This is a genomic window from Streptomyces ardesiacus, from assembly GCF_003112575.1.
GTDB classification, from domain to species: Bacteria; Actinomycetota; Actinomycetes; order Streptomycetales; family Streptomycetaceae; genus Streptomyces; species Streptomyces ardesiacus.
In genome coordinates this window covers 130,277-155,280 of the sequence record NZ_BEWC01000008.1, presented here as the reverse complement: position 1 = coordinate 155,280, position 25,004 = coordinate 130,277, and the positions used below count along the sequence as shown (strand labels likewise).

General features: G+C 72.6%; 26 protein-coding genes. 18 read left to right on the top strand and 8 right to left on the bottom strand.

Annotated features, from left to right (window positions below; all coding sequences use genetic code 11):
• Window positions 1–64: 64 nt before the first annotated feature.
• Window positions 65–640 carry a helix-turn-helix domain-containing protein gene (locus Sdi02f_RS25815; RefSeq protein WP_055468204.1) on the bottom strand — a complete coding sequence of 192 codons (576 nt, stop codon included), beginning with the start codon at window positions 638–640 and terminating at the stop codon, window positions 65–67.
• Window positions 641–716: 76 nt separating this feature from the next.
• Here Sdi02f_RS25815 and Sdi02f_RS25810 point away from each other — a divergent pair, with 76 nt between their 5' ends.
• From Sdi02f_RS25810 to Sdi02f_RS25775, 8 genes are all read left to right on the top strand, one after another.
• Window positions 717–1,682 (top strand): NAD(P)/FAD-dependent oxidoreductase, encoded by a 966-nt coding sequence (locus Sdi02f_RS25810; protein ID WP_108934266.1) that lies wholly within the window; start codon window positions 717–719, stop codon window positions 1,680–1,682.
• A 71-nt stretch (window positions 1,683–1,753) separates the two neighbouring features.
• Complete coding sequence (locus Sdi02f_RS25805) at window positions 1,754–3,292, top strand: ATP-dependent DNA ligase (protein WP_030401813.1); 1,539 nt, start codon at window positions 1,754–1,756, stop codon at window positions 3,290–3,292.
• Window positions 3,289–3,750 (top strand): NUDIX hydrolase, encoded by a 462-nt coding sequence (locus Sdi02f_RS25800; protein ID WP_108934108.1) that lies wholly within the window; start codon window positions 3,289–3,291, stop codon window positions 3,748–3,750. Before Sdi02f_RS25805 ends, Sdi02f_RS25800 begins: the two co-directional genes overlap by 4 nt.
• A 97-nt stretch (window positions 3,751–3,847) precedes the next feature.
• Window positions 3,848–5,233 carry an NADP-dependent succinic semialdehyde dehydrogenase gene (locus Sdi02f_RS25795; RefSeq protein ID WP_031081837.1) on the top strand — a complete coding sequence of 462 codons (1,386 nt, stop codon included), beginning with the start codon at window positions 3,848–3,850 and terminating at the stop codon, window positions 5,231–5,233.
• A 25-nt stretch (window positions 5,234–5,258) separates the two neighbouring features.
• Window positions 5,259–5,495: a DUF6213 family protein gene (locus Sdi02f_RS25790; protein ID WP_030401816.1), complete on the top strand. Its 237-nt coding sequence runs from the start codon at window positions 5,259–5,261 to the stop codon at window positions 5,493–5,495.
• A gap of 148 nt (window positions 5,496–5,643) precedes the next feature.
• Window positions 5,644–6,768, top strand: coding sequence for a type III polyketide synthase (locus Sdi02f_RS25785; protein WP_031081839.1), 1,125 nt, complete (start codon window positions 5,644–5,646; stop codon window positions 6,766–6,768).
• Window positions 6,765–7,979 (top strand): cytochrome P450, encoded by a 1,215-nt coding sequence (locus tag Sdi02f_RS25780; RefSeq protein ID WP_108934107.1) that lies wholly within the window; start codon window positions 6,765–6,767, stop codon window positions 7,977–7,979. Before Sdi02f_RS25785 ends, Sdi02f_RS25780 begins: the two co-directional genes overlap by 4 nt.
• On the top strand, window positions 7,976–8,509 hold the full coding sequence (locus Sdi02f_RS25775; RefSeq protein WP_030401819.1) for a cupin domain-containing protein: 534 nt from the start codon (window positions 7,976–7,978) through the stop codon (window positions 8,507–8,509). The genes Sdi02f_RS25780 and Sdi02f_RS25775 overlap by 4 nt, the downstream gene beginning before the upstream one ends.
• 27 nt (window positions 8,510–8,536) lie before the next feature.
• On the opposite strand, the gene Sdi02f_RS25770 is transcribed toward Sdi02f_RS25775, so the two are convergent.
• Complete coding sequence (locus Sdi02f_RS25770) at window positions 8,537–9,763, bottom strand: acyl-CoA dehydrogenase family protein (protein ID WP_030401820.1); 1,227 nt, start codon at window positions 9,761–9,763, stop codon at window positions 8,537–8,539.
• A 170-nt stretch (window positions 9,764–9,933) separates the two neighbouring features.
• Between Sdi02f_RS25770 and Sdi02f_RS25765 the strand changes: the two genes are divergently transcribed.
• On the top strand, window positions 9,934–10,590 hold the full coding sequence (locus Sdi02f_RS25765) for a TetR/AcrR family transcriptional regulator (protein WP_108934106.1): 657 nt from the start codon (window positions 9,934–9,936) through the stop codon (window positions 10,588–10,590).
• Between the two features lie 30 nt (window positions 10,591–10,620).
• Here the strand turns inward: Sdi02f_RS25765 and def are convergent, their stop codons facing one another.
• A complete protein-coding gene (gene def / locus Sdi02f_RS25760; RefSeq protein ID WP_030401822.1) occupies window positions 10,621–11,160 on the bottom strand; it encodes a peptide deformylase in 540 nt (179 codons plus the stop codon).
• 179 nt (window positions 11,161–11,339) lie between these two features.
• On the opposite strand from def, the gene Sdi02f_RS25755 reads away from it, so the two are divergent.
• The 5 genes from Sdi02f_RS25755 (at window position 11,340) to Sdi02f_RS25735 (ending at window position 15,885) form a co-directional block, all read left to right on the top strand.
• The gene (locus Sdi02f_RS25755; RefSeq protein WP_030401823.1) at window positions 11,340–12,578 is read left to right on the top strand and encodes a Mur ligase family protein; all 1,239 of its coding nucleotides are present in this window, start codon (window positions 11,340–11,342) and stop codon (window positions 12,576–12,578) included.
• Window positions 12,579–12,601: 23 nt separating this feature from the next.
• Window positions 12,602–13,330 carry a type 1 glutamine amidotransferase gene (locus Sdi02f_RS25750; protein WP_030401824.1) on the top strand — a complete coding sequence of 243 codons (729 nt, stop codon included), beginning with the start codon at window positions 12,602–12,604 and terminating at the stop codon, window positions 13,328–13,330.
• Window positions 13,331–13,497: 167 nt separating this feature from the next.
• Entirely contained in the window at window positions 13,498–14,523 is a 1,026-nt protein-coding gene (locus Sdi02f_RS25745) for a 6-phosphofructokinase (protein WP_030401825.1), read from the top strand.
• 197 nt (window positions 14,524–14,720) lie between these two features.
• Entirely contained in the window at window positions 14,721–15,671 is a 951-nt protein-coding gene (locus Sdi02f_RS25740; protein ID WP_108934105.1) for a cytochrome c oxidase assembly protein, read from the top strand.
• Between the two features lie 43 nt (window positions 15,672–15,714).
• On the top strand, window positions 15,715–15,885 hold the full coding sequence (locus tag Sdi02f_RS25735) for a hypothetical protein (RefSeq protein ID WP_030401827.1): 171 nt from the start codon (window positions 15,715–15,717) through the stop codon (window positions 15,883–15,885).
• A 21-nt stretch (window positions 15,886–15,906) separates the two neighbouring features.
• On the opposite strand, the gene Sdi02f_RS25730 is transcribed toward Sdi02f_RS25735, so the two are convergent.
• The 4 genes from Sdi02f_RS25730 to Sdi02f_RS25715 are packed head-to-tail and all read right to left on the bottom strand — an operon-like array spanning window position 15,907 to window position 20,031.
• A complete protein-coding gene (locus tag Sdi02f_RS25730; protein ID WP_108934104.1) occupies window positions 15,907–17,124 on the bottom strand; it encodes a sensor histidine kinase in 1,218 nt (405 codons plus the stop codon).
• Complete coding sequence (locus tag Sdi02f_RS25725; RefSeq protein WP_030401829.1) at window positions 17,121–18,839, bottom strand: sodium/solute symporter; 1,719 nt, start codon at window positions 18,837–18,839, stop codon at window positions 17,121–17,123. The genes Sdi02f_RS25730 and Sdi02f_RS25725 overlap by 4 nt, the downstream gene beginning before the upstream one ends.
• A 34-nt stretch (window positions 18,840–18,873) precedes the next feature.
• Window positions 18,874–19,269 (bottom strand): hypothetical protein, encoded by a 396-nt coding sequence (locus tag Sdi02f_RS25720; protein ID WP_030401830.1) that lies wholly within the window; start codon window positions 19,267–19,269, stop codon window positions 18,874–18,876.
• 3 nt (window positions 19,270–19,272) lie between these two features.
• Entirely contained in the window at window positions 19,273–20,031 is a 759-nt protein-coding gene (locus Sdi02f_RS25715) for a LytR/AlgR family response regulator transcription factor (protein WP_108934103.1), read from the bottom strand.
• Between the two features lie 77 nt (window positions 20,032–20,108).
• Between Sdi02f_RS25715 and Sdi02f_RS25710 the strand changes: the two genes are divergently transcribed.
• From Sdi02f_RS25710 to rocD, 3 genes are all read left to right on the top strand, one after another.
• Window positions 20,109–20,612 carry an Lrp/AsnC family transcriptional regulator gene (locus Sdi02f_RS25710; protein WP_030401832.1) on the top strand — a complete coding sequence of 168 codons (504 nt, stop codon included), beginning with the start codon at window positions 20,109–20,111 and terminating at the stop codon, window positions 20,610–20,612.
• 125 nt (window positions 20,613–20,737) lie between these two features.
• Window positions 20,738–21,583 (top strand): dimethylargininase, encoded by an 846-nt coding sequence (gene ddaH, locus Sdi02f_RS25705; RefSeq protein ID WP_030401833.1) that lies wholly within the window; start codon window positions 20,738–20,740, stop codon window positions 21,581–21,583.
• Window positions 21,580–22,803, top strand: a complete 1,224-nt coding sequence (rocD, locus tag Sdi02f_RS25700; RefSeq protein WP_108934102.1) for an ornithine--oxo-acid transaminase — start codon at window positions 21,580–21,582, stop codon at window positions 22,801–22,803. Before ddaH ends, rocD begins: the two co-directional genes overlap by 4 nt.
• Window positions 22,804–22,818: 15 nt before the next feature.
• Here the strand turns inward: rocD and Sdi02f_RS25695 are convergent, their stop codons facing one another.
• Window positions 22,819–23,277, bottom strand: a complete 459-nt coding sequence (locus tag Sdi02f_RS25695) for an RpiB/LacA/LacB family sugar-phosphate isomerase (RefSeq protein WP_108934101.1) — start codon at window positions 23,275–23,277, stop codon at window positions 22,819–22,821.
• Between the two features lie 142 nt (window positions 23,278–23,419).
• Between Sdi02f_RS25695 and Sdi02f_RS25690 the strand changes: the two genes are divergently transcribed.
• Complete coding sequence (locus Sdi02f_RS25690; RefSeq protein ID WP_030401836.1) at window positions 23,420–24,934, top strand: MFS transporter; 1,515 nt, start codon at window positions 23,420–23,422, stop codon at window positions 24,932–24,934.
• Window positions 24,935–25,004 lie beyond the last annotated feature (70 nt).

Genomic DNA, 25,004 nt, shown 5'->3' with positions numbered 1-25,004 from the left:
GAACAGGCTCGCGAACAGGCCCGGGGGACGGGCTCGGGAACAGGCGCCGGGAACCGGCCGGGGCTCACGCCTTCGCGGGCCGCGCCCGTACGTGCATCCGCTCGCCCTGCGGGCCGAAGAGGCTGAGGAACTCGGCCGGCCCCTCGCCGGTCGACCCGAACCAGTGCGGCACCCGGGTGTCGAACTCGGCCGCCTCCCCGGCCGACAGCACCACGTCGTGCTCGCCGAGCACGAGCCGCAGCCGGCCGGAGAGGACGTAGATCCACTCGTACCCCTCGTGGGTGCGGGGGTCCGGTTCCTCGGTGCGCTGCGGCTCCAGCACCTTGAACGCCTGGAGCCCGCCCGCCTGGCGGGTGAGCGGCCAGTGGGTGCGGCCGTGGCGCACGATCGGCTCGGCACGCACCCGGGGATCGCGGACCGGCGGGGCGCCGACCAGTTCGTCCAGCGGCACCTGGTGGGCCTGGGCGATCGGCAGCAGCAGCTCGAGGCTGGGCCTGCGCAGGCCCGACTCCAGCCGCGACAGGGTGCTCACGGAGATGCCGGTCGCCTCGGACAGGGCCGCCAGGGTCACCTCCCGCTCCTTGCGGAGCCTGCGGAGCCGGGGGCCGACACCGGCGAGGACGTCGTCTGCGGTCGTCATGTGTTTATTGCAGAACCGGCAAATACGTTTGTCAATCCCGTGGCCTCGGGCGACCTTCTACGTGGAGGTGGTCACCATGACCCAGAACAGCACCGGGACCGCGACGAAGGACCTGAGGGGACGGTACGACGTGGTCGTCGTCGGCGGCGGCGCGGCCGGGCTCTCCGCCGCACTCGTCCTGGGCCGCTCACGGCTGCGCACGCTGGTGGTGGACGCCGGGGAGCCGCGCAACGCGCCCTCGAACCACATGCAGGGCTATCTGACCCGCGACGGCATGTCCCCGGCCGAGTTCCTGGCCCTCGGCCGCAAGGAGATCGCTCGCTACGGCGTCGAGCTGGTCCGCGACCGTGCCGTGGACGTCTCCCGCGCCGAGGACTTCACGGTGGAGCTGGCCGGCGGGGGCACCGTGCACGCCCGCCGGCTGATCGTCACGACCGGGCTCGGGGACGAGCTGCCCGCCGTGGCCGGCATCGCCGAGCGGTTCGGCCGGGACGTGCTGCACTGCCCGTTCTGCCACGGCTGGGAGGTGCGGGACGAACGCTTCGGCGTCCTGGCCACCAGCCCGCTCGCCGTGCACCAGGCCCTGATGGTGTCCGGCTGGTCGGACGACGTGACGCTCTTCCTGCACACGGTCGCCGAACACGAACTGTCCGACGACGACCTGCGGCGGCTCGCCGCGGCCGGGGTCAAGGTGGTGCCCGGCGAGGTCGCCGGCCTGCGGATCGAGGACGACGCGCTCACCGGCGTCCGGCTGGCGGACGGCACGGTGCACGACCGCACGGTGCTGTTCGTCGCCCCGAAGGCCGTCCCCCGCACCGGACTGATGGAGCGGCTGGGCGCGGAGCTGCAGGACACGCCGTTCGGCGCCTACCCCGTGGTGGACCCGACGGGCCGCACCACCGTGCCGGGCGTGTGGACGGCCGGCAACGCGATGGGCTTCGCCGAGCAGGTGATCCACGCGGCCAGCGGCGGCTACCGCGCGGCGACGGCGGTCGTCGGCGACCTGATCATGTCGGACCTGGACGCGGCCGTCGCGCCGTAGGGGTGCCGCCGCTGATCCGGCGGGGGCCCGCGCGGGGTGTGCGCCCGCCCTGCGCGGTGCACCATGACTGCATGCTCCTTGCCCGGTTGGCCCAGGTGTCCCGGGAGGTCGCCGCCACGTCGGCGCGGTCCCGGAAGACCGCCCTGCTCGCGGAGCTGTTCCGCGAGGCGGAGGCGGCGGACGTGCCGGTCGTCATCCCGTACCTGGCGGGGCGGCTGCCCCAGGGCCGGATCGGCGTCGGCTGGAAGGTGCTCGGCCGCCCGGTGCCGCCGGCCGGCGCGCCGAGCCTGACGGTGCGCGACGTGGACGCCCGGCTCACCCGGCTCGGCGCGGTGTCCGGCGCCGGTTCCCAGGCCGAGCGGACCCGGCTGGTCGGCGAGCTGATGGGCGCGGCCACCGAGGACGAGCAGCGCTTCCTGATCGGGCTGCTCACCGGCGAGGTCCGCCAGGGCGCCCTGGACGCCGCCGCCGTCGAGGGCCTGGCCGCGGCGACGGAGGCGTCCCCCGCGCAGGTACGGCGCGCGGTGATGCTCGCGGGCTCGCTCCAGTCGGTGGCCGAGGCCCTGCTGGCCGACGGTCCCGGCGCCCTGGACCGCTTCCGGCTCACCGTCGGCCGGCCCGTGCTGCCGATGCTGGCCCACAGCGCGTCCTCGGTCGCCGAGGCGGTCGGCAGGCTGGGCTCCGCCGCCGTCGAGGAGAAGCTGGACGGCATCCGTGTCCAGGTGCACCGGGACGGCGGCACCGTCCGGATCCACACCCGCACCCTGGACGACATCACCGGCCGGCTCCCCGAGGTCACCGAGGCGGCCCTGGCGCTGCCCGGCGAGCGGTTCATCCTGGACGGCGAGGCGATCTCCCTCGACGCCGAGGGGCGCCCCCGCTCCTTCCAGGAGACCGCCGGCCGGGTCGGCTCCCGCACCGACGTCGCCACGGCGGCGCGGGCGCTCCCGGTCTCCGCCGTCTTCTTCGACGTGCTGTCCGTCGACGGCCGCGACCTGCTCGACCTGCCGCTGACCGAACGCCACGCGGAGCTGGCCCGGCTGGTCCCCGAGCCCCTGCGGGTGCGGCGCACGCTGGTGCACGGCCCCGAGGAGACCGGTGCCGCGGAGGAGTTCCTCGCCGAGACGCTGGCCCGCGGGCACGAGGGCGTCGTCGTCAAGGCACTGGACGCCGCCTACAGCGCGGGGCGGCGCGGCGCGTCCTGGCTGAAGGTCAAGCCGGTCCACACCCTCGACCTGGTGGTGCTGGCCGCCGAGTGGGGTCACGGGCGCCGCACCGGCAAGCTCTCCAACCTCCACCTGGGCGCCCGCACCGCCGACGGCTCCTTCGCCATGCTCGGCAAGACCTTCAAGGGCATGACCGACGCGCTGCTGACCTGGCAGACCGGGCGCCTGAGGGAGCTGGCCGTCGAGGAGCACGGCTGGGGCGTGACCGTACGGCCGGAACTCGTCGTCGAGATCGCCTACGACGGCCTCCAGCGCTCCACCCGCTACCCGGCCGGCGTCACCCTCCGCTTCGCCCGCGTGGTGCGCTACCGCGAGGACAAGCGCCCCGAGGACGCCGACACCGTGGAAACCCTGCTCGCCGCGCACCCCGGAGCGGCCCCGTGAGGCGCAGCGCGGGCCTGCTGCTGCACCGGCGCGGCCCCGACGGCGGGCTCCAGGTCCTGCTCGGCCACATGGGCGGGCCGTACTACGCGCGCCGCGACGCCGGGGCGTGGACCGTTCCCAAGGGCGAGTACGACCCGGCGGAGCCCGCGTGGGAGGCGGCCCGGCGCGAGTTCCGGGAGGAGCTGGGGCTGGCGCCGCCCGAGGGCGAGGCCGTCGCGCTCGGCGAGGTCCGGCAGGCGGGAGGGAAGACCGTCGCGGTCTGGGCCGTGGCCGCCGACCTCGATCCGGCGGAGGTGGTCCCCGGCACCTTCCGCATGGAGTGGCCGCCGAAGTCGGGGCGGACCGAGGAGTTCCCCGAGCTGGACCGGGTGGCCTGGTTCCCGCTGGACCGCGCCCGCGAGGTGATCGTGAAGGCACAGGCCGCGTTTCTCGACCGCCTCACTGAGCACTCGCAGTGAGGAGGGACCACGAGGAACGACGCGGCCCGTCCGCGTTGCGGCCCCGCGCGCCGCGCGCCAGGGTCGAAGCACGACTGCGCACCCAGGGAGGTCGGCCATGCCCATCGCGACGGTGAACCCGGCGAACGGCGAGACGCTCAGGACGTACGAGGCCATGGGCGAGGAGGAGATCGAGCGCCGGATCGAGCTCGCGGAGGCGACCTTCCGCACCTACCGGACCACGGGCTTCTACGAGCGGGCCGGGCTGCTGCGCCGGGCCGCCGACCTGCTGGAGGCCGACCAGAAGGAGATCGGCCGGGTCATCACCACGGAGATGGGCAAGCCGGTCAAGCAGGCCCGCGCGGAGGCGGCCAAGTGCGCCAAGGCGATGCGCTGGTACGCCGACCACGCGGCCGAGCTGCTGGCCGACGAGGAGCCCGCCGACGCCGACGTGAAGGACTCCGGCGCCTCCCGGGCCCTGGTCCGCTACCGTCCGCTGGGCCCGGTGCTCGCGGTGATGCCGTGGAACTTCCCGCTCTGGCAGGTGATCCGCTTCGCCGCGCCCGCACTGATGGCGGGCAACGTGGGGCTGCTCAAGCACGCCTCGAACGTGCCGCAGACCGCCCTGTACCTGGAGGACCTCTTCCACCGGGCGGGCTTCCCCGAGGGCTGCTTCCAGACCCTGCTCATCGGGTCCGCGGCGGTCGACGACGTCCTGCGCGACGAGCGGGTGCGGGCCGCCACCCTCACCGGCAGCGAGCCGGCCGGGCGCGCGGTGGCCTCCACCGCCGGGGAGATGATCAAGAAGACGGTCCTGGAGCTGGGCGGCAGCGACCCGTTCGTCGTCATGCCGTCCGCGGACATCGAGCGGGCCGCCGCGGTGGCGGTGACCGCGCGCACGCAGAACGCGGGGCAGTCGTGCATCGCCGCCAAACGGTTCATCGTGCACACGGACGTCTACGACGCCTTCGCCGAGCGCTTCGCCGAGGGCATGCGGGCGCTGAAGGTCGGCGACCCGATGGACGAGGAGACCGAGGTCGGCCCGCTCTCCAGCGAGCAGGGCCTGAACGACCTCGTGGAACTGGTCGACGACGCGGTGCGCGGCGGCGCCACGGTGCTGTGCGGAGGCGAACGCCCGGAGGGGCCCGGCTGGTACTACCCCCCGACCGTCCTGGCGGGGATCACCCGTGAGATGCGCATCCACCGCGAGGAGGCCTTCGGTCCGGTCGCCACGCTGTACCGGGCGGCAGACCTGGACGAGGCGGTGCTGATCGCCAACGACACGGACTTCGGGCTCAGTTCCAACGTGTGGACGCGCGACGACGCCGACGTGGACCGCTTCGTCCGGGACCTGGAGGCGGGCGGCGTGTACGTCAACGGGATGACGGCCTCCCACCCGGCGTTCCCGTTCGGCGGGGTCAAGCGGTCGGGCTACGGGCGTGAGCTGTCCGGGCACGGAATCCGCGAGTTCTGCAACATCACCACCGTATGGCACGGGGCGTGAGCCTTCCGCGACTACGATCCCCTTTGTGAACCGCGAAGTGACCCTGCCTCTGATCGTCGACGACCGCGGCACGCTCCAGGTCGCCGCGTCCGACGTGAGCAAGCTGCTGCGCACGGTGGGCGGACGGTGGCTGCGGCTGGTGGAGACCGGCGAGGAGAGGCTGGACGAGGACACCGTCGCGGCCCTCACCATCGAGCTGGCCAAGCTGGCCGACCGGATCGACGTGGCGTGCATCGCCCACAGCAGCGGCCCCTCCTCCTGACGCCCGTGCCCTGCTTCACCGGGACGGAGTAACCCGGCGCGAGTTCACCGCCCCTGTGGGTGATCGTGGAGGGGGCACCCCTGAAAAGGTGCACCACTTTCCGGCCGGGGGGCGCGAGCCTTCCGCGAGGCGAAAGCAGGCACGGTTCATGGCGACTTTGTGCAGACCCTCGGTGTCCGTCCCGGAGCACGTGATCACGATGGAGGAGACGCTGGAGCTGGCGCGGCGGCGTCACGCCGGCCATCCCCAACTGCCGCTCGTGCTACGGCTGATAGAGAACACCGGGGTCCGCACCCGGCACATCGTGCAGCCCATCGAGGAGACGCTGAAGCACCCCGGTTTCGAGGACCGCAACAAGCTCTACGCGCGGGAGGCGAAGTCCCGCGTGCCTGCCGTCGTCCAGCGTGCCCTGGACGGCGCGGAGCTGCTCACCACCGACATCGACGTGATCGTCTACGTCTCGTGCACGGGCTTCATGATGCCCTCCCTCACCGCGTGGCTGATCAACGAGATGGGCTTCGACAGCACCACGCGGCAGATACCCATCGCCCAGTTGGGCTGTGCGGCCGGCGGTGCGGCGGTCAACCGCGCCCACGACTTCTGCACCGCCTATCCCGAGGCCAACGTGCTCATCGTGGCCTGCGAGTTCTGCTCGCTGTGCTACCAGCCCACCGACGTCGGCGTGGGCTCCCTGCTCTCCAACGGCCTCTTCGGCGACGGCATAGCCGCCGCGGTGGTCCGCGGGCAGGGCGGCACCGGGGTGCGCCTGGAACGCAACGGCTCGTACCTGATCCCCGGGACCGAGGAGTGGATCATGTACGACGTGAAGGCGACCGGTTTCCACTTCCTGCTGGACAAGCGGGTGCCGGCCACCATGGAACCGCTCGCGCCGGCCCTCAAGAGCCTGGCGGGCGAGCACGGTTGGGACGCCGCCGACCTGGACTTCTACATCGTGCACGCGGGCGGCCCCCGGATCCTGGACGACCTCAGCACGTTCCTCCAGGTCGATCCCCACGCCTTCCGCTTCAGCCGGGCCACCCTCACCGAGTACGGCAACATCGCCAGCGCCGTCGTCCTGGACGCGCTGCGCCGGCTCTTCGACGAGGGCGGCGTCCAGGAAGGGGCTCGCGGGCTGCTGGCCGGTTTCGGTCCCGGCATCACCGCGGAGATGTCCCTGGGCTGCTGGCAGACGGCCGACGCGCGGCAGGACGTACGGCGAGGCATGACGCGGGACGTGTCCCGGGGCGTGAAGCGGAGGGTGAGGCAGTCATGAGCGAGGAAACGGTGTCCCAGACCGTGCCGCCCGTCCGGGAATGGCCGGCCGTCGACCTGCCCGGCAGCGACTTCGACCCGGTGCTGGCCGAGTTGATGCGCGAGGGTCCCCTCACCCGCATCTCGCTGCCCAACGGCGAGGGCTGGGCCTGGCTGGTGACCCGGCACGACGACGTCCGCCTGGTCACCAACGACCCCCGGTTCGGGCGCGAGGCCGTCATGGACCGGCAGGTCACCCGGCTGGCCCCGCACTTCATCCCGGCGCGCGGCGCGGTCGGCTTCCTCGACCCGCCGGACCACACGCGGCTGCGCCGCTCGGTGGCCGCGGCCTTCACGGCGCGGGGCGTGGAGCGTGTGCGCGAGCGGTCCCGCGGCATGCTCGACGAACTGGTCGACGCCATGCTCCGGGCCGGTCCGCCCGCCGACCTGACCGAGGCGGTGCTGAGCCCCTTCCCCATCGCGGTGATCTGCGAGCTGATGGGGGTGCCGGCCACCGACCGGCACGCCATGCACACCTGGACCCAGTTGATCCTGTCCTCCTCGCACGGCGCCGAGGTCAGCGAGCGGGCCAAGAACGACATGAACGCCTACTTCTCGGACCTCATCGGGCTCCGCGCCGACAGCACCGGCGAGGACGTCACCTCGCTGCTGGGCGCCGCCGTGGGCCGGGGCGAGATCACGCCGGCGGAGGCCGTCGGGCTCGCGGTGCTGCTCCAGATCGGCGGCGAGGCGGTCACCAACAACAGCGGGCAGATGTTCCACCTGCTGCTGAGCCGGCCCGAACTCGCCGAACGCCTGCGTGCCGAACCGGAGATCCGTCCCCGGGCCATCGACGAACTGCTGCGCTGGATCCCCCACCGCAACGCCGTCGGGCTGTCCCGGATCGCGCTGGAGGACGTGGAGATCAAGGGCGTGCGGATCCGCGCGGGCGACGCGGTCTACGTGTCGTACCTGGCGGCCAACCGCGACCCGGAGGTCTTCCCGGACCCGGACACGATCGACTTCGGGCGCAGCCCCAACCCGCACGTGTCCTTCGGCTTCGGACCGCACTACTGCCCGGGCGGCATGCTGGCCCGGCTGGAGTCGGAGCTGCTGGTCGACGCGGTCCTGGACCGGGTGCCGGGGCTGAAGCTCGCGGTGGCGCCCGAGGACGTGCCCTTCAAGAAGGGGGCGCTGATCCGCGGGCCCGAGGCCCTCCCGGTGACCTGGTGAGCGGGCTCGCGGCGGCGGCCGAGGGCCTGCTGGTGCCACCGGGTCAGGGCCGGGTGGTGCAGGCGCCGGCCCAGCACGTGACCTTCAAGGTGACCGGCTCGCACTCGCGCATGGCGTCCGCCTTCGAGGTGATCGTGCCACCGGGGTTCGACGTCGGCGCCCATGTGCACACGCGCAGCGAGGAGCTGTTCTACGTGCTGGAGGGCGAGTTGGACGTGCTCGCCTTCGAGCCGAGGGTCCGCACCCCCGGCAGCTGGCGGGACTGGGAGTCGTCCTCGGGCAACCGGGTGGTGCGCGCCACCCCGGGCACGGTCGTCGTCGTGCCCCCGGGCTGCCCCCACGCCTTCGCCAACCCGACGGACGAGCCGGCCAAGATGTTCTTCCAGGCCGGCCCGCCCCCGGACCACGAGCGCTACTTCGAGGAGCTGCTGGAGATCCTGGGCGGCGGTGGCCCGCCGGACCACGAGGCGATCGAGGCGCTCCGGGCGAAGTACGACATCGAGCAGCTGACTCCGCTCCGGCACGGGTGAGTCACCCGGGAAGAGCCCCGGGGGCGCTCACCGGATCGGCATGCCCGCCAGCGTCCGGGCGATCACCAGCCGCTGGATCTCACTCGTCCCCTCGAAGATCGTGTAGATCGCGGAGTCGCGGTGCATCCGCTCCACCGGGTACTCCCGCGTGTAGCCGTTGCCGCCCAGGATCTGGACCGCCTGGGCGGTGACCTTCTTCGCGGTCTCGCTCGCGAACAGCTTGGACATCGAGCCCTCGGCCGCCGTGAACGGCTTGCCGTTGATCGCCATCCACGAGGCGCGCCACACCAGCAGCCGGGCGGCGTCGATGGAGGTGCGCATGTCCGCCAGCTGGAAGGCGACGCCCTGGTTGTCGATGATCGGGCGCCCGAACTGCTCACGCGTCTGCGCGTACTCCAGCGCCACCTCGTACGCGGCCCGGGCCGTGCCCACCGCCATCGCGCCGACCGCCGGGCGGGACGCCTCGAAGGTGGCCATCGCCGCGTTCTTCACGCGCTCGCCGCCCTTCTTGGCCTTCTCCCGGGCGCGGGCGAGGCGGGCGTCCAGCTTCTCCTTGCCGCCGAGCAGGCAGGAGCCGGGGACGCGCACGCCGTCGAGGACGACCTCGGCGGTGTGCGAGGCGCGGATGCCGTGCTTCTTGAACTTCTGGCCCTGGGACAGCCCCGGCGTGTTCGGCGGGACGATGAAGGAGGCGTGGCCCTTGGAGCCCAGTTCCGGGTCGACGACCGCGACGACGACGTGGACGTTGGCGATGCCGCCGTTGGTCGCCCAGGTCTTGGTGCCGTTCAGCACCCACTCGTCCTTGGCCTCGTCGTAGACGGCACGGGTGCGCATGGAGGCCACGTCGGAGCCGGCGTCGGGCTCGGAGGAGCAGAAGGCGGCGACCTTGACGTCGTTGGCGTCGCCGTACATCTGGGGGATCCAGGTGCCGATCTGCTCCTCGGTGCCGTTGGCGAGGACCCCGACGGCGGCCAGGCCGGTGCCGACGATCGACAGGGCGATGCCCGCGTCGCCCCAGAACAGCTCCTCCATCGCCATGGGGATGCCGAGGCCGGTGGCATCGAAGTACTGCTGGGCGTAGAAGTCGAGGGAGTAGATGCCGACCTTGGCGGCCTCCTGGATGACCGGCCAGGGGGTCTCCTCGCGCTCGTCCCATTCGGCGGCGGCGGGACGGATGACGTCGGCGGCGAAGCCGTGCAGCCAGTCCCGGACCTCCTTCTGTTCGTCGCTCAGCTCCATGGTGAACTCGGCCATGTCCCCTCCAGTGACGCCCCTGCGTGTTACTTGCGGTAACCCCGAGTCTGTTACCGACGGGTAGGAAAAGTCAACTCCCCGGACCCCCTCGCCCTCCCGTTCGAGGGGACACGCCCCGTGGGTGTTAGTTTGCGCAGGCGTCACCGAAACAGCACGGGTGGGGAGAACACATGGACACCACGCAGCGGGCCGATCAGCAGAAGTCCGCCGACCGCAGGCGGCGCGAGCTGCTCGAGGCCGCCGACCGGGTGGTGCTGCGCGACGGTCCGCACGCCTCGATGAACGCCATCGCCGCCGAGGCCGGCATCACCAAGCCGATCCTCTACCGCCACTTCGGCGACAAGGGCGGACTCTACGCCGCTCTCGCCGTCCGGCACACGGACGCCCTCCTCACCTCGCTGCGGGCCGCCCTGGACGCCCCGGCGGAGCGGCGGCAGCGCGTCGAGGCCACCCTGGACACCTATCTGGCGGCCATCGAGGCCCGCCCGCAGGTCTACCGCTTCCTGATGCATCCGGCGGAGGGCGCCGCCTCCCCGGGCGACCAGTCGGAGCAGGGCTTCGACGTCGGCCGGCACTCGGCGCCGCTGCTGCGCCGCATGGGCGAGGAACTGGCCCAGGTCATCGAGGAGCGCCTCGACGTCGGACCGGGCACCCAGCAGCTCGCCCGGGTCTGGGGGCACGGCATCGTCGGCATGATGCACGCCGCCGGCGACTGGTGGCTGGGCGAACGGCCCTGCCCCCGGAAGGAACTGGTCCGCAGCCTGGCCGACCTGCTGTGGGGCCGCCTCGCCGAGGCCGGGGACAAGGCGGGCGGCCCCGGGTTCTGACGGCCTCCGGGGCACCCGGGCCCCGCCCGCTCAGCGGCGCCAGGACGCCCGCGCCACCTGGCGCATCAGCTTGCGGTGGCGGCGGCCCGTCAGGCGATCGGCGTAGATCCGCCCCTCCAGGTGGTCGCACTCGTGCTGGAGGCACCGGGCGAAGAACCCCGTGCCGCGCACGGTGACCGGCTCCCCCGTCACCGTGAAGCCCGTCACGACCGCCTCGTCGTACCGCTCGGTCCCCGCCTCCAGGCCGGGCAGCGACAGACATCCCTCCGGACCGCGCACCACCACGCCGCCGGTCTCCGCCAGCCGCGGGTTCACCACGTGCCCGAGGTGGCGCTCGTCCTCGTCGTCCGGGCAGTCGTACACGAAGACGCTCAACGCCTCGCCCACCTGGTTCGCGGCCAGGCCGACGCCGTGGGCGGCGTACATGGTCGCGAACAAGTCCTCCACCAGGGCGGCGAGTTGCGGACCGAAGTCCGTCACCTCCGCGCAGGGGGCGTGCAGGACGGGGTCGCCGAGGAGGCCGAGGGGACGGACGCGCCCGTGGGCGCCCGGGATGGAGCCTTGTCGCATGGCGGTCAGAGTAAGGTCCCTGTGTCCCCCGGCGGCAGGCGCCCACCGCCGGAACCCGGTGGCCGGTGCCGCGATTCGGGAGTGCGAATGGATCTCGATAGGCTGAGGCCCACACCACGTGGCCGTCAGGCTTCACAGGCTTCAGGCGCGGCGCGTACGGCAAGGAGGATCGAGAACTGATGGCAGGCAACTCGGACCCGCTCACGCCGCGGGCCAAGATCGCCGTGACCGCGGGCAAGGCGGTCGCGGCGGCGTCGCGCGCCGCGGGGCGCGGCAGCGGGTCGGTGATCGGCGGCCGGGTGGCGCTGAAACTCGACCCGGACCTCCTCCACCGGCTCGCCCAGCACCTGGACGTGACCCTCGTCTCGGCGACCAACGGCAAGACCACCACCACCCGGCTCATCGCCGAGGCACTCAAGGCCGCCGGTCCGGTCGTCTCCAACGCGCTCGGCGCCAACATGCCGGCCGGCATCACCTCGGCCCTCGCGGGCGGCGCGGACTCCCGCTACGGCGTCATCGAGGTCGACGAGAAGTACCTCGTCGGCGTCGCCCAGGCCACCGACCCGAAGTGCATCGCGCTGCTCAACCTCTCCCGCGACCAGCTCGACCGCGCCGCCGAGACCCGGATGCTCGCCGAGAACTGGCGCGAGGGCCTGGCCGGCACGAAGGCCGTGGTGGTCGCCAACGCCGACGACCCGCTGGTGGTGTGGGCCGCCTCCTCCTCCCCCAACGTGATCTGGGTCGCCGCGGGCCAGATGTGGAAGGACGACGCCTGGTCCTGCCCGTCCTGCGGCGGTGTGATGCAGCGCCCCGGCGACGACTGGTTCTGCGGCGAGTGCGGCTTCAGGCGCCCGACGCCGAGCTGGGCCCTGTCCGGCGACCACGTCCTCGACCCGCACGGCTCAGCCTGGCCCATCCACCTCCAGCTGCCGGGCCGCGCCAACAAGGCCAACGCCGCCTCCTCCGCCGCCGTCGCCGCCGTCTTCGGGGTGCCGCCCCAGGTCGCCCTGGAGCGCATGTACCAGGTGCAGGCGGTCGCCGGACGCTACGACGTGGTCCAGTTCCAGGGCCGCGACCTGCGCCTGCTGCTCGCCAAGAACCCGGCGGGCTGGCTGGAGACCTTCTCCCTGATCGACCCGCCGCCGGCCCCGGTGATCCTCTCGGTGAACGCGCGCGGCGCGGACGGCACCGACACCTCCTGGCTGTGGGACGTGGACTACACCCGGCTGACCGGCCACCCGATCTGCGTGATCGGCGACCGGAAGCTGGACCTCGCGGTGCGCCTGGAGGTCGCGAACCAGCAGTTCCAGGTGTGCGAGGACCTCGACCAGGCGGTGCAGCTCTGCCCGCCGGGACGCATCGAGGTCATCGCGAACTACACCGCCTTCCAGGACCTGCGCCGCCGCGTCGGCAACTGACCGCGTCACTTCAGGGGATTTTCGTGAGCGACAACCAACTGCGGATCGTCTGGATCTATCCGGACCTGCTCAGCACCTACGGCGACCAGGGCAACGCCCTCGTCGTGGAGCGCCGCGCCCGCCAGCGCGGCCTCGACGTGGCCCGCCTCGACGTGCGCAGCGACCAGCCCATCCCGACCTCCGGCGACATCTACCTCATCGGCGGCGGCGAGGACCGGCCGCAGCGGCTCGCGGCCGAGCGGCTGCGCCGCGACGGCGGGCTGCACCGGGCGGTGGAGAACGGCGCGATCGTCTTCTCCGTCTGCGCCGGCTACCAGATCCTGGGCCACGAGTTCATCAACGACCTCGGCCAGCGCGAGCCGGGCCTCGGCCTGCTCGACGTGGTCTCGACCCGCGGCGAGGGCGCGCGCTGCGTCGGCGACGTCCTCGGCGACATCGACCCGCGCCTCGGCCTGCCCCCGCTGACCGGCTTCGAGAACCACCAGGGCGTCACCCACATCGGGCCCAGCGCCCGTCCGCTCGCCCAGGTCCGCTTCGGCAACGGCAACGGCACGGGCGACGGCACCGAGGGCGCCTACAACGACACGGTCTTCGGGACGTACATGCACGGCCCCGTACTGGCCCGCAACCCGCTGATCGCGGACCTGCTGCTCAAGCTGGCCCTCGACGTGAACGCACTGCCGCCGACCGACGACCGCTGGTACGAGGCGCTGCGCAACGAGCGCATCGCGGCCGCGCAGCAGCCCGCCTGAGGCCTTCGCCCCCGGCCCGTCTGATGGCACATCCGCACAGGTGAGCGGGTGCGTCCAGCAGGCGGACGCGTGGTTCGGCCCCGCCCCCCGGTACCGCTAGGGTGGCGGGGAATCGAGCCGGACAGCGCGGTCCGGACCCGTGCCACGTTGAGAAGGTATTTCGGGCTATGCGCATTGGTGTCCTCACGTCCGGCGGCGACTGCCCCGGCCTGAACGCCGTCATCCGGTCCGTCGTGCACCGTGCCGTCGTCGACCACGGCGACGAGGTCATCGGTTTCCGGGACGGCTGGAAGGGCCTCCTGGAGTGCGACTACCTCAAGCTCGACCTCGACGCGGTCAGCGGCATCCTGGCGCGCGGCGGCACCGTCCTCGGCTCCTCCCGGGTCCGTCCCGAGCATCTGCGGGACGGCGTCGAGCGGGCCCGCGGCCACGTCGCGGAACTCGGTCTCGACGCGATCATCCCGATCGGCGGCGAGGGCACGCTCAAGGCGGCCCGGCTGCTGTCCGACAACGGCCTGCCGATCGTGGGCGTGCCGAAGACCATCGACAACGACATAGCGGTCACCGACGTCACCTTCGGCTTCGACACCGCGGTGACCGTCGCCACCGAGGCCCTGGACCGGCTGAAGACCACCGCCGAGTCGCACCAGCGGGTGCTGATCGTCGAGGTCATGGGCCGGCACACCGGCTGGATCGCGCTCCACTCGGGCATGGCGGCCGGCGCGCACGCCGTCGTCGTCCCCGAGCGCCCCTTCGACATCGACGAGCTGACCGCGAAGGTCGGCGAGCGCTTCTCCGCGGGCAAGCGGTTCGCGATCGTGGTGGCGGCGGAGGGCGCCAAGCCGAAGGCCGGCACGATGGACTTCGACGAGGGCGGCAAGGACGTCTACGGCCACGAGCGCTTCGCCGGGATCGCCCGCCAGCTCTCCCTCGAACTGGAGGAGCGCCTCGGCAAGGAGGCCCGGCCGGTGATACTCGGGCACGTGCAGCGCGGCGGGACGCCGACGGCGTACGACCGGGTGCTGGCGACCCGGTTCGGGTGGCACGCGGTGGAGGCGGTGCACCGGGGGGAGTTCGGGATGATGACCGCGCTGCGGGGGACGGACATCGAGATGGTGTCGCTGGCCGACGCGGTGGAGTCGTTGAAAACGGTGCCGGACGCGCGGTACGCGGAGGCGGAATGCGTACTGTGAGTGCGCGGCGCCGATAGGAACCCGGGCCACGTGGTCGTCGCGGACCGCGGGTTCCTCGTGGCCGACAGCGTGGTTCCCCGCGCTGCTCGAGGCGTTTCACCGCCCCCGGTCGCAGATGCGGCCGGGGGCGGTTCTACGCTTGCTTCGGACAAGCGGCGTTCAACCGCGCTCAACCCCCACGAAACAGGAGCGGGCGGATGGATCACAGCGGGCACGGCATGACGATGGACCTGCCGCCGTTCACGCTGGGGCGGGGTCTGGCCTGGTCGGCGGACCCCTTCTTCCTCGTCGCCTGTCTCCTCGGACTGGCCCTGTACGGCTGGGGCGTCGTCCGCCTGGTGCGGCGCGGTGACAAGTGGCCGGTCGGCCGGACCGTGGCCTTCACGGCCGGTGTGCTGAGCGTGGCCCTGATGATGTGCACCAAGCTGAACGACTACGGCATGGTCATGTTCAGCGTGCACATGGTGCAGCACATGGTGATCAGCATGGTGTCGCCGATCCTGCTGCTGCTCGGCGCCCCGATCACCCTGGCCCTGCGCGCGCTGCCCCCGGCGGGCCGCGGCCGCAAGGGGCCCCGCGAGCTGCTGCTGATGCTGCTGCACAGCCGCTACATGCGGGTCATCACGCATCCGGCGTTCACCATCCCGCTGTTCATCGCGAGCCTGTACGCGCTGTACTTCACCCCTCTCTTCGACACCCTCATGGGCTCCCTGGCCGGGCACATCGGGATGATGGTGCACTTCCTCGCCGTCGGCCTGGTGTTCTTCTGGCCGATCATGGGCGTGGACCCGGGCCCGCACCGGCCGGGTTACCTGATGCGGATGCTGGAGCTGTTCGCGGGCATGCCGTTCCACGCGTTCTTCGGCATCGCGCTGATGATGGCCTCCTCGCCGATGGTCGACACGTTCCAGAACCCGCCCGCCTCCCTGGGCATCGACGCGCTCTCCGACCAGAACGCGGCCGGCGGCATCGCCTGGGCGTTCAGCGAGGTCCCGTCCGTGCTGGTGCTGCTGGCGCTGCTGTTCCAGTGGTACGCCTCGGAGGAGCGGCAGGCCCGGCGCAGCGACCGGGCCGCCGATCGCGACGGCGACAAGGAGCTGGCGGCGTACAACGCCTATCTGGCCTCACTGAACACACGCGGCGGCTGAACGGGGCACCATGGAGGGCAACGGACACGAGGAGGGTGTTGCGATGCCCGGTTCCACGGACAGTTCGACGAAGGCGATGGGGGCGCTCACCATCGGCGGCCTGGTCGCGGTCACGGCCTACACGGTGGCGCTCGGAAGCAACGGCTGGTTGTGGTTCGGCTGGGTCGTGCTGGGCCTGATCACCCTGGGGCTGGTGGCCGGCCGCCACGCCTGAGCCCCGCTCGGGGCCCCCTTCTCACTCGCGGCCGATCCGGCTCGCCGAGTGCACGCCCGGCTGGTACTTCGGCAGCCGGACCGTGATCTTCATGCCCGCGCCGACGGCCGTCTCGATGACGAGGCCGTGATCGTCCCCGTAGACCTGACGGAGACGGTCGTCGACGTTGGACAGTCCGATGCCGCCCGACGGGCTGACCTCGCGCGCGAGGATGCGGCGCAGCAGGCCGGGGTCCATGCCGGCGCCGTCGTCCTCAATGACGACCAGGGCCTCGGCGCCCGCGTCCTGGGCGGTGATCTGGATGCGGCACCGGTCGGACTTGCCCTCCAGGCCGTGTTTGACGGCGTTCTCGACCAGCGGCTGGAGGCACAGGAAGGGCAGGGCGACCGGGAGCACCTCGGGGGCGATCTGGAGGGTGACGGCGAGGCGGTCGCCGAAACGGGCCCGGACCAGCGCCAGGTAGTGGTCGATGGCGTGCAGCTCGTCGGCGAGGGTGGTGAAGTCGCCGTGCCTGCGGAACGAGTAGCGGGTGAAGTCGGCGAACTCCAGGAGCAGCTCGCGGGCCCGCTCGGGGTCGGTGCGCACGAAGGACGCGATCACCGCGAGCGAGTTGAAGATGAAGTGCGGGGAGATCTGGGCGCGCAGGGCCTTGATCTCGGCCTCGATGAGGCGGGTGCGGGACTGGTCGAGGTCGGCGAGTTCGAGCTGGACGGAGACCCAGCGGGCCACCTCGCCGGCCGCGCGGACCAGGACGGCGGACTCGCGGGGTGCGCAGGCGACGAGGGCGCCGTGTACGCGGTCGTCGACGGTGAGCGGGGCGACGACGGCCCAGCGCACCGCGCAGTCCGGGGTGTCGCAGGTGAGGCGGAAGGCCTCGCCCCGGCCGGTGGCCAGCGGTCCCGCCAGGCGTTCCATGATCTCGGTGCGGTGGTGGGCGCCCGCGCCGTCCCAGACCAGGACCTGTTCGAGGTCGGTCAGGCACAGCGCGTCCGTGCCCAGCAGGGAGCGCAGCTTGCGGGCCGACTTCCCCGCGGTCTCCTCGGTCAGGCCCGCCCGCAGCGGGGGCGTGGCCAGGGAGGCGGTGTGCAGGGTCTGGAAGGTGGCGTGCTCGACCGGGGTGCCCAGACCGCCGAGGTGCTGCGGCCGGGCCGTGCGCCGGCCCAGCCAGAAGCCGGCGGCCAGCAGCGGGAGCAGGGCGACCGCCAGGCCCGCCAGGAAGCCTCCTGCCGCACCGCTCACGACGTCGCCTCCCTCGTGCCCAGTTCCTCCGGCAGGTGGAAGCGGGCCAGGATCGCCGCCGTCCCGGCCGGGACCCGGCCCGGGGTGGCCAGGGAGACCAGCACCATGGTGAGGAAGCTCAGCGGCACCGACCACAGGGCGGGCCAGGCCAGCAGCGCGTGCAGCGCCCCGCCGCCGCCCGGGAAGCCGCCCATGGTGGCGGCGACCGCGAGCAGCGCGGAGCCGCCGCCCACGAGCATCCCGGCGGCCGCGCCGGGCGGGGTCAGCCGCCGCCACCAGATGCCGAGGACGAGCAGGGGGCAGAAGGAGGAGGCCGACACGGCGAAGGCGAGGCCGACGGCGTCGGCGACCGGCAGCCCGCCGACCAGCGCGCTCGCCGCCAGCGGCACGGCCATGGCGAGCAGGGTGCCGAGCCGGAAGTGGGACACCGCGCGGGAGGGCAGCACGTCCTGGGTGAGCACCCCCGCGACGGCCATGGTGAGCCCCGACGCGGTGGACAGGAACGCGGCGAAGGCACCGCCCGCGACCAGGGCGCCGAGCAGGTCGCCGCCCACTCCCCCGATCACCCGGTCCGGCAGCAGCAGGACCGCGGCGTCGGCCTCCCCGGTCAGGGTCAGCTCGGGGGCGTAGAGGCGGCCGAGGGCGCCGTAGAGCGGCGGCAGCAGGTAGAAGGCTCCGATCAGGCCGAGGACGGCGACGGTGGTGCGGCGGGCGGCGACGCCGGTCGGGCTGGTGTAGAAGCGGACCACGACGTGCGGCAGCCCCATGGTGCCCAGGAACGTGGCCAGGATCAGGCCGTACGTGGCGTACAGCGGGCGTTCCGCGCGGCTCTCGGCCCGGGAGGGCGACAGGGCGTCGTCGGCGCCACGTCCGGCGGCCGGGACGGGGGTGTCCGCGGCGAACGTGAGGCGGGTGCCGGCGTCGATGCGGTGGGTGCCGGCGGGCAGGGCGAGACGGGCGCCGTCGTGGGCGCGGCCGTCCACGGTGCCGTCGACGGTGACCGTCAGCGGCTCGTCGAGCTTGAGGGTGAGGGTGGCGTCGACGCGGACCGAGCGCTGCTCGCGGAAGGTGGCGGGTTCCTCGAAGGGGCGGCCGGGGGCTCCGTCGCCCTGCCAGGCCAGCACCAGGAAGAGGGCGGGGACGAGCAGGGCGGTGAGTTTGAGCCAGAACTGGAAGGCCTGGACGAAGGTGATGCTGCGCATGCCCCCGGCGGCCACGATCGCGGTGACGACGACGGCGACGATCACCCCGCCCAGCCAGCCGGGCGCCCCGCTGAGCACGGTCAGCGTCAGTCCGGCGCCCTGGAGCTGCGGCAGCAGGTACAGCCAGCCGACCCCGACGACGAAGGCCCCCGCGAGCCGCCGCACCCCCTGGGAGGCGAGCCGTGCCTCGGCGAAGTCGGGCAGCGTGTAGGCGCCCGAGCGGCGCAGCGGGGCGGCGACGAAGAGGAGCAGGACGAGGTAGCCGGCGGTGTAGCCGACCGGGTACCAGAGCATGTCGGGCCCCTGGACGAGGACCAGTCCGGCGATGCCGAGGAAGGAGGCGGCGGAGAGGTACTCGCCGCTGATGGCGGCGGCGTTCAGGCGGGGTCCGACGGTGCGGGAGGCGACGTAGAAGTCGGAGGTGGTGCGGGAGATGCGCAGGCCGAAGGCGCCGACGAGGACGGTGGCCACGACGACGAGGGCGACGGCGGCCATGGCGTAGCTGGAGTTCATGGCCTCTTCCCGGCCTCGTTCCCGTCCGGCGGGGTCATCGGTCCTCGACGAGGCGGACGAAGTCGCGTTCGTTGCGTTCGGCGCGGCGCACGTACCAGCGGGCGAGCAGGACCAGCGGGACGTACAGGCCGAAGCCGAGGACGGCCCACTCCAGGTGGCGGGCGTCGGGCAGCGCCGCGAACAGCAGCGGGAGCGGGCCGACGAGCAGGCCCAGCACGGCGAGGGCGGTGAGGCCGGCGCGCAGCTGGCTGCGCATCAGGGAGCGGACGTAGGTGTGGCCGAGGGTGGTCTGTTCGTCGATCTCGGTGCGCGGGCGGTAGTGGCCGGAGGTCTGGGGGTGCCGGCCGCGCGAGCGGAGCCGGGCGTGGGGGACGGTGCCCCTGGGCGGGGCGGTGACGGTGACGCGGCGTTCGGCGGGGTCCTGGGGCACGGTTCAGGGCCTCCGCATGAGCAGGTCCCGCAGCTCGCGGGCGTGGCGCCGGCTGACCTGCAGTTCCTCGGTGCCGACCAGGACGCTGACGGTGCCCGCGTCCAGACGCAGCTCGCCGATGTGGCGCAGGGCGACGAGGTGACGGCGGTGGATGCGGACGAAGCCGCGGGCGCGCCAGCGCTCCTCCAGCGTGGACAGGGGGATGCGCACGAGGTGGCTGCCCCGGTCGGTGTGGAGGCGGGCGTAGTCGCCCTGGGCCTCGACGTGGGTGATCTCGTCGACGGGGACGAAGCGGGTGACGCCGCCGAGTTCGACGGTGACGTGGTCGGGGTCGGGTTCGTGCACGGGGATGCGCGGGGCGGGCACGGCGGCGGTGCGCCGTTCGGCGGCCCGGCGCACCGCTTCCGCCAGCCGCTCCCTGCGCACCGGTTTGAGCACGTAGTCCACGGCCTTGAGGTCGAAGGCCTGGACGGCGAAGTCCTCGTGCGCGGTGACGAACACGACCAGCGGCGGCCGGGCGAACCCGGTGAGCAGCCGGGCGAGGTCCAGCCCGTCGAGGCCGGGCATCTGGATGTCGAGGAAGACGACGTCGATGGCGTCGGGACCGTCGGGGCCCGATTCCAGGGCCCGGTTGATGCGGCGCAGCGCCTCGGTCGCGTCGCCCGCGCCCTCCGCGGTGCCGACCCGGGGGTCGGCGTTGAGCAGGTACACGAGTTCCTCGAGCGTGGGGCGTTCGTCGTCGACAGCCAGGGCGCGCAGCATGAAGGTGGAGTGTAGGGGCGATCCGGGCGTCTGCCCACGCCTGCGGCGTGGCCGTATCCGCTGGATACAGTGCCCGCATGAACAGCAGGCCCGCTTCCTTCGACGAACTCGACCGGAAGATCGTCACCGCCCTGATGGAGAACGCCAGGACCTCCTTCGCCGAGATCGGCGCGGAGATCGGGCTGTCCGCGACGGCGGTCAAGCGCCGGGTGGACCGGCTGCGCGAGACGGACGTGATCACCGGGTTCACGGCGACGGTGCGGCCCTCCGCGCTGGGGTGGCGCACGGAGGCGTACGTGGAGGTGTACTGCGAGGGCGCGGCGCCGCCGCGGCGGCTCGCGGAGGTGGTGCGGGGCTATCCGGAGATCACGGCGGCGATGACGGTGACCGGCGGGGCGGACGCGCTGCTGCACGTGCGGGCGCGGGACGTGGAGCACTTCGAGGAGGTGCTGGAGCGGATCCGTGCGGAGCCGTTCATCCGCAAGACGATCAGTGTGATGGTGCTGTCCCACCTGATCCCGGAGAGTCCTGAGGCGGGAGCCGCCCTGCTCGCACCGGACGGCGCAGCAGACGTGCGCTGACCGGGGCGAGAACGCAGCGATCCTGCGGGAACACGCAGCTTTCTTCGCTTGTCGGGCTCGGGCGTCACTTCCTACCGTGGTGTCAACACCCCGTCACGCACCGTGAAAAGCGGAGGTACCCCTCTGTGACCGAGCCCCGTGTGCCGCGCCGGCGGCGCTTCGTCGTCTGCGAACCCAGACACTTCGCCGTGCAGTACGCGATCAACCCGTGGATGAGCACCGACCGGCCCGTCGACGTCATCCGCGCCCTCGACCAGTGGCAGGCGCTGGTCGACACCTACCGTGCCCACGGCCACACCGTGGACACGGTCGCCCCGGTCCCCGGTCTGCCCGACATGGTCTTCGCCGCGAACTGCGCGGTCGTGGTCGGGGGCCGGGTCCTCGGCTCCCTCTTCCACGCGCCCGAGCGGCGTCCCGAGTCCGTGCCGTTCGAGGCGTGGTTCAAGACGGAGGGCTTCGAGGTCCACCATCCCGAGTCGGTCTGCGAGGGCGAGGGCGACCTGGTCCCGGCCGGCCGCTGGATCCTGGCCGGCACCGGGTTCCGCACCACCCCGGAGGCGCACCGCGAGGCGCAGGAGTTCTTCGGCGTGCCGGTGATCTCGCTGACCCTGGTGGACCCGTACTTCTACCACCTGGACACGGCGCTGTTCGTCCTCGACGACGGCGACGGCGACGGCGACGGCGACGGGAACATCGCGTACTACCCCGGCGCCTTCTCGCCCGGCAGCCGCGAGGTGCTGGAGCGGCTCTACCCGGACGCGGTGGTCGCCACCCGTGCGGACGCGATGGCGTTCGGGCTCAACTCCGTGTCCGACGGACGGCACGTGTTCATCGCCCCCGAGGCACGGGAGCTGGCCGACCGGCTCGCCGGTCTCGGCTACGTGCCCGTCCCCGTGGACCTGTCCGAGTTCCACAAGGCCGGTGGCGGCATCAAGTGCTGCACCCAGGAGATCCGGGAGATCCGCTCATGACCGCACCCGCCCGTACGCCCCGCGGCTCGGCGGAGCTGATCCGCGCGGAGGAGCCCGTTCTCGCGCACAACTATCACCCGCTGCCCGTCGTGGTGGCCCGCGCCGAGGGCGCCTGGGTGGAGGACGTGGAGGGCCGCCGCTACCTGGACATGCTGGCCGGCTACTCGGCGCTCAACTTCGGCCATCGCCATCCGGCGCTGATCGAGGCCGCCCACCGCCAGCTCGACCGGCTGACGCTGACCTCGCGCGCCTTCCACAACGACCGTCTCGCGGGCTTCGCCGAGAAGCTGGCCGCGCTGACCGGCACGGACATGGTGCTGCCCATGAACACCGGCGCAGAGGCGGTGGAGAGCGGCATCAAGGTGGCCCGCAAGTGGGCCTACGACGTGAAGGGCGTCCCGGCCGACCGGGCGACGATCGTGGTGGCCGCGGACAACTTCCACGGCCGGACGACGACGATCGTCGGCTTCTCCACCGACGAGACGGCCCGCCAGGGCTTCGGCCCCTTCGCCCCCGGCTTCCGGATCGTGCCGTACAACGACCTCGCCGCGATGGAGGCGGCGGTCGACGAGACGACGGCGGCCGTGCTGATCGAGCCGATCCAGGGCGAGGCGGGCGTGCTGATCCCGGACGACGGCTATCTGGCCGGCGTGCGGGAGCTGACCCGGCGCAGGGGCTGCCTGTTCGTCGCGGACGAGATCCAGTCGGGTCTGGGCCGCACGGGGCACACCCTGGCCGTCGAGCACGAGTCGGTGGTGCCGGACGTGGTGCTGCTGGGCAAGGCGCTGGGCGGGGGCATCGTGCCGGTGTCGGCGGTGGTCGGCCGGCGGGATGTGCTGGGGGTGCTGCACCCGGGCGAGCACGGTTCGACGTTCGGCGGCAATCCGCTGGCCGCGGCGGTCGGCACGGCGGTGGTGGAGCTGCTGGAGACCGGCGCGTTCCAGCGCCGGGCGGCCGAGCTGGGCACGGTGCTGCGCGAGGGCCTGGCCGCCCTGACCGGCAAGGGCGTCGTCGGCTTCCGGGCGCGGGGGCTGTGGGCGGGCGTCGACGTGGACCCGGCGCTGGGCACCGGGCGCGAGGTCAGCGAGCGGCTGATGCGCGAGGGCGTCCTGGTCAAGGACACCCACGGCTCGACGATCCGGCTGGCCCCGCCGCTGACCGTCACGGCCGAGGAGCTGACGGGCGCCCTCGGGACGCTGGAGAAGGTCCTGACCTCCTGACCGGCCCGGCACCGTTCACCGGGCGGCTCGGCGTCCCTCGTCGAGCCGCTCGACGTGTGTGACGTTGTCGCGGTCCTCGGCGTCCTGGCTCGGCCCGGCCGCGAACCAGGCGTCGAGGATCTCCCGCAGGAGCGGCCCGGACGTCAGTCTGAGGCCGATCGCGAGGACGTTGGCGTCGTTCCAGCGGCGGGCGCCGTCGGCGGTGTAGGCGTCGGTGCACAGGGCCGCGCGGACGCCGGGCACCTTGTTCGCGGCGATCGACGCGCCGGTGCCGGTCCAGCAGCACACCACGGCCTGGTCGGCCCGCCCCGCGGCGACCTCGCGCGCCGCCTGCTCGGAGCAGACGGCCCACCGGGGATCCGCCGCGGGATCCAGCGCGCCGTACGCGCGCACGTCGTGGCCGCGGGCGCGCAGCTCCTCGACGAGGAGCCGGGCGACGGGTTGGTCCATGTCGGAGGAGACGGAGATGCGCATGTGCGAAGCGTACTCACCGGGCGCTCACCTCATCGGCCCAGTCACATGACCGAAGTCACGACCATACCCAGCATCATCGGGGGAACGGGTACGAGCTGGAAGACGTACGACCGAGCAGGACTCCTCCCCGGAGTGTCTGCGCGTGGAAAGGGAGGCCGCCACGTCCCCCACCGAGAACGGCCCAGACACCGACGCCGCGGCGGTGCGCCGCCACCCCGCCCTGTTCCGGGCGATCAAGCGTCGGAAGAACCCCCCGCTGCGGCGGTCGGACATCACCGTCACGGACGAGGCCGCGGTCAAGCGCGCCGTGAAGGCGGCCTCTCTCGGCAATGCCATGGAGTGGTTCGACTTCGGCATCTACGCCTATCTGGCGGGCACCATCGGCCGCGTGTTCTTCCCGTCCGGGAGCGACACGGCGCAGCTGCTCTCCTCGTTCGCCACGTTCGCCGTGGCGTTCCTGGTGCGTCCGATCGGCGGCATGGTCTTCGGGCCGATGGGCGACAAGATCGGCCGCAAGAAGGTGCTCGCACTGACGATGATCCTCATGGCGATCGGCACCGCGGCCATCGGGTTCATCCCCAGCTACGACTCGATCGGTTTCTGGTCGCCGCTGCTGCTGATCCTCTTCCGCCTGCTCCAGGGCTTCTCCACGGGCGGTGAGTACGGCGGCGCGTCCACCTTCATCGCCGAGTACGCGCCGGACAAGCGGCGCGGATTCTTCGGCAGCTTCCTGGAGCTGGGCACGCTGGCCGGGTACACGGGCGCGGCGAGCCTGGTCACCGCTCTGACGGCGGGGCTCGGCAGCGACACGATGGACGCCTGGGGCTGGCGGATCCCCTTCCTGGTGGCCGCACCGCTGGGCATCGTGGGTATCTATCTGCGGCTGAGGCTGGACGACACGCCGGCGTTCCTGAAGCTGGAGGACTCCAGCGTCCACATCTCGGATGCGGCGACCGCGGTGGAGACCACCGCGCGGGGCGACCTGGTCAAGATCTTCCGCACGCACTGGCGGCCGCTGGTGCTGTGCATCGCCCTGGTCGGCGCGTACAACATCACCGACTACATGCTGCTGTCGTACATGCCGACGTACCTGTCGGACGAGCTGCACTACAGCGAGAGCCACGGTCTGATGATCCTGGTGGCGACGATGGTGCTGCTGATGCTGATCATCAACCAGGTGGGCCGGCTCTCCGACCACTTCGGCCGCAAGCCCGTCCTGATGACCGGCATGGTCGGCTTCTTCGTCCTGTCCGCGCCGTCGTTCCTGCTGGTGCGCCAGGGCAGTCTGCTCGCCGTCGCGGGCGGCATGCTGATGCTCGGCCTGTCGCTGGTGTGTCTGCTGGGCACGATGTCGGCGGCGCTCCCGGCGATGTTCCCGACCAACGTCCGCTACGGGTCCCTGTCGGTCGGCTACAACCTGTCGGCGTCCCTGTTCGGCGGTACCACGCCGCTGGTGATCACCGCTCTGATCAGTGTGTCCGGCTCCCAGATGATGCCGGCCTACTACTCGATGGCGGCGGCCCTGATCGGAGTCGTGGCCGTGGCCTGCATGAAGGAGACGGCGCAGAAGCCGCTGGCGGGATCCCCTCCGTCGGTGGGGACCGAGGAGGAGGCGGCGGAGATCGTCGAGGCGCAGGCGCCGACGCCGAGGTTCTGACGGCGCGGGCGTGACGCACGCCAGCGGGCGGTGGGGTTCCGTGCGGACCCCACCGCCCGTCGGCGTGTCA

Bases quoted from the DNA above. Each gene is read 5' to 3' on its own strand.
- Sdi02f_RS25810 (WP_108934266.1), top strand. From the start codon at position 717: ATGACCCAGAACAGCACCGGGACCGCGACGAAGGACCTGAGGGGACGG.
- Sdi02f_RS25735 (WP_030401827.1), top strand. From the start codon at position 15,715: ATGCCCGGTTCCACGGACAGTTCGACGAAGGCGATGGGGGCGCTCACC.
- Sdi02f_RS25725 (WP_030401829.1), bottom strand. From the start codon at position 18,839: ATGAACTCCAGCTACGCCATGGCCGCCGTCGCCCTCGTCGTCGTGGCC.
- Sdi02f_RS25805 (WP_030401813.1), top strand. From the start codon at position 1,754: ATGCTCCTTGCCCGGTTGGCCCAGGTGTCCCGGGAGGTCGCCGCCACG.
- Sdi02f_RS25755 (WP_030401823.1), top strand. From the start codon at position 11,340: ATGGCAGGCAACTCGGACCCGCTCACGCCGCGGGCCAAGATCGCCGTG.
- Sdi02f_RS25765 (WP_108934106.1), top strand. From the start codon at position 9,934: ATGGACACCACGCAGCGGGCCGATCAGCAGAAGTCCGCCGACCGCAGG.
- Sdi02f_RS25695 (WP_108934101.1), bottom strand. From the start codon at position 23,277: ATGCGCATCTCCGTCTCCTCCGACATGGACCAACCCGTCGCCCGGCTC.
- Sdi02f_RS25785 (WP_031081839.1), top strand. From the start codon at position 5,644: ATGGCGACTTTGTGCAGACCCTCGGTGTCCGTCCCGGAGCACGTGATC.
- Sdi02f_RS25770 (WP_030401820.1), bottom strand. From the start codon at position 9,763: ATGGCCGAGTTCACCATGGAGCTGAGCGACGAACAGAAGGAGGTCCGG.
- Sdi02f_RS25740 (WP_108934105.1), top strand. From the start codon at position 14,721: ATGGATCACAGCGGGCACGGCATGACGATGGACCTGCCGCCGTTCACG.
- Sdi02f_RS25745 (WP_030401825.1), top strand. From the start codon at position 13,498: ATGCGCATTGGTGTCCTCACGTCCGGCGGCGACTGCCCCGGCCTGAAC.
- Sdi02f_RS25780 (WP_108934107.1), top strand. From the start codon at position 6,765: ATGAGCGAGGAAACGGTGTCCCAGACCGTGCCGCCCGTCCGGGAATGG.
- rocD (WP_108934102.1), top strand. From the start codon at position 21,580: ATGACCGCACCCGCCCGTACGCCCCGCGGCTCGGCGGAGCTGATCCGC.
- Sdi02f_RS25715 (WP_108934103.1), bottom strand. From the start codon at position 20,031: ATGCTGCGCGCCCTGGCTGTCGACGACGAACGCCCCACGCTCGAGGAA.
- def (WP_030401822.1), bottom strand. From the start codon at position 11,160: ATGCGACAAGGCTCCATCCCGGGCGCCCACGGGCGCGTCCGTCCCCTC.
- Sdi02f_RS25710 (WP_030401832.1), top strand. From the start codon at position 20,109: ATGAACAGCAGGCCCGCTTCCTTCGACGAACTCGACCGGAAGATCGTC.
- Sdi02f_RS25795 (WP_031081837.1), top strand. From the start codon at position 3,848: ATGCCCATCGCGACGGTGAACCCGGCGAACGGCGAGACGCTCAGGACG.
- Sdi02f_RS25815 (WP_055468204.1), bottom strand. From the start codon at position 640: ATGACGACCGCAGACGACGTCCTCGCCGGTGTCGGCCCCCGGCTCCGC.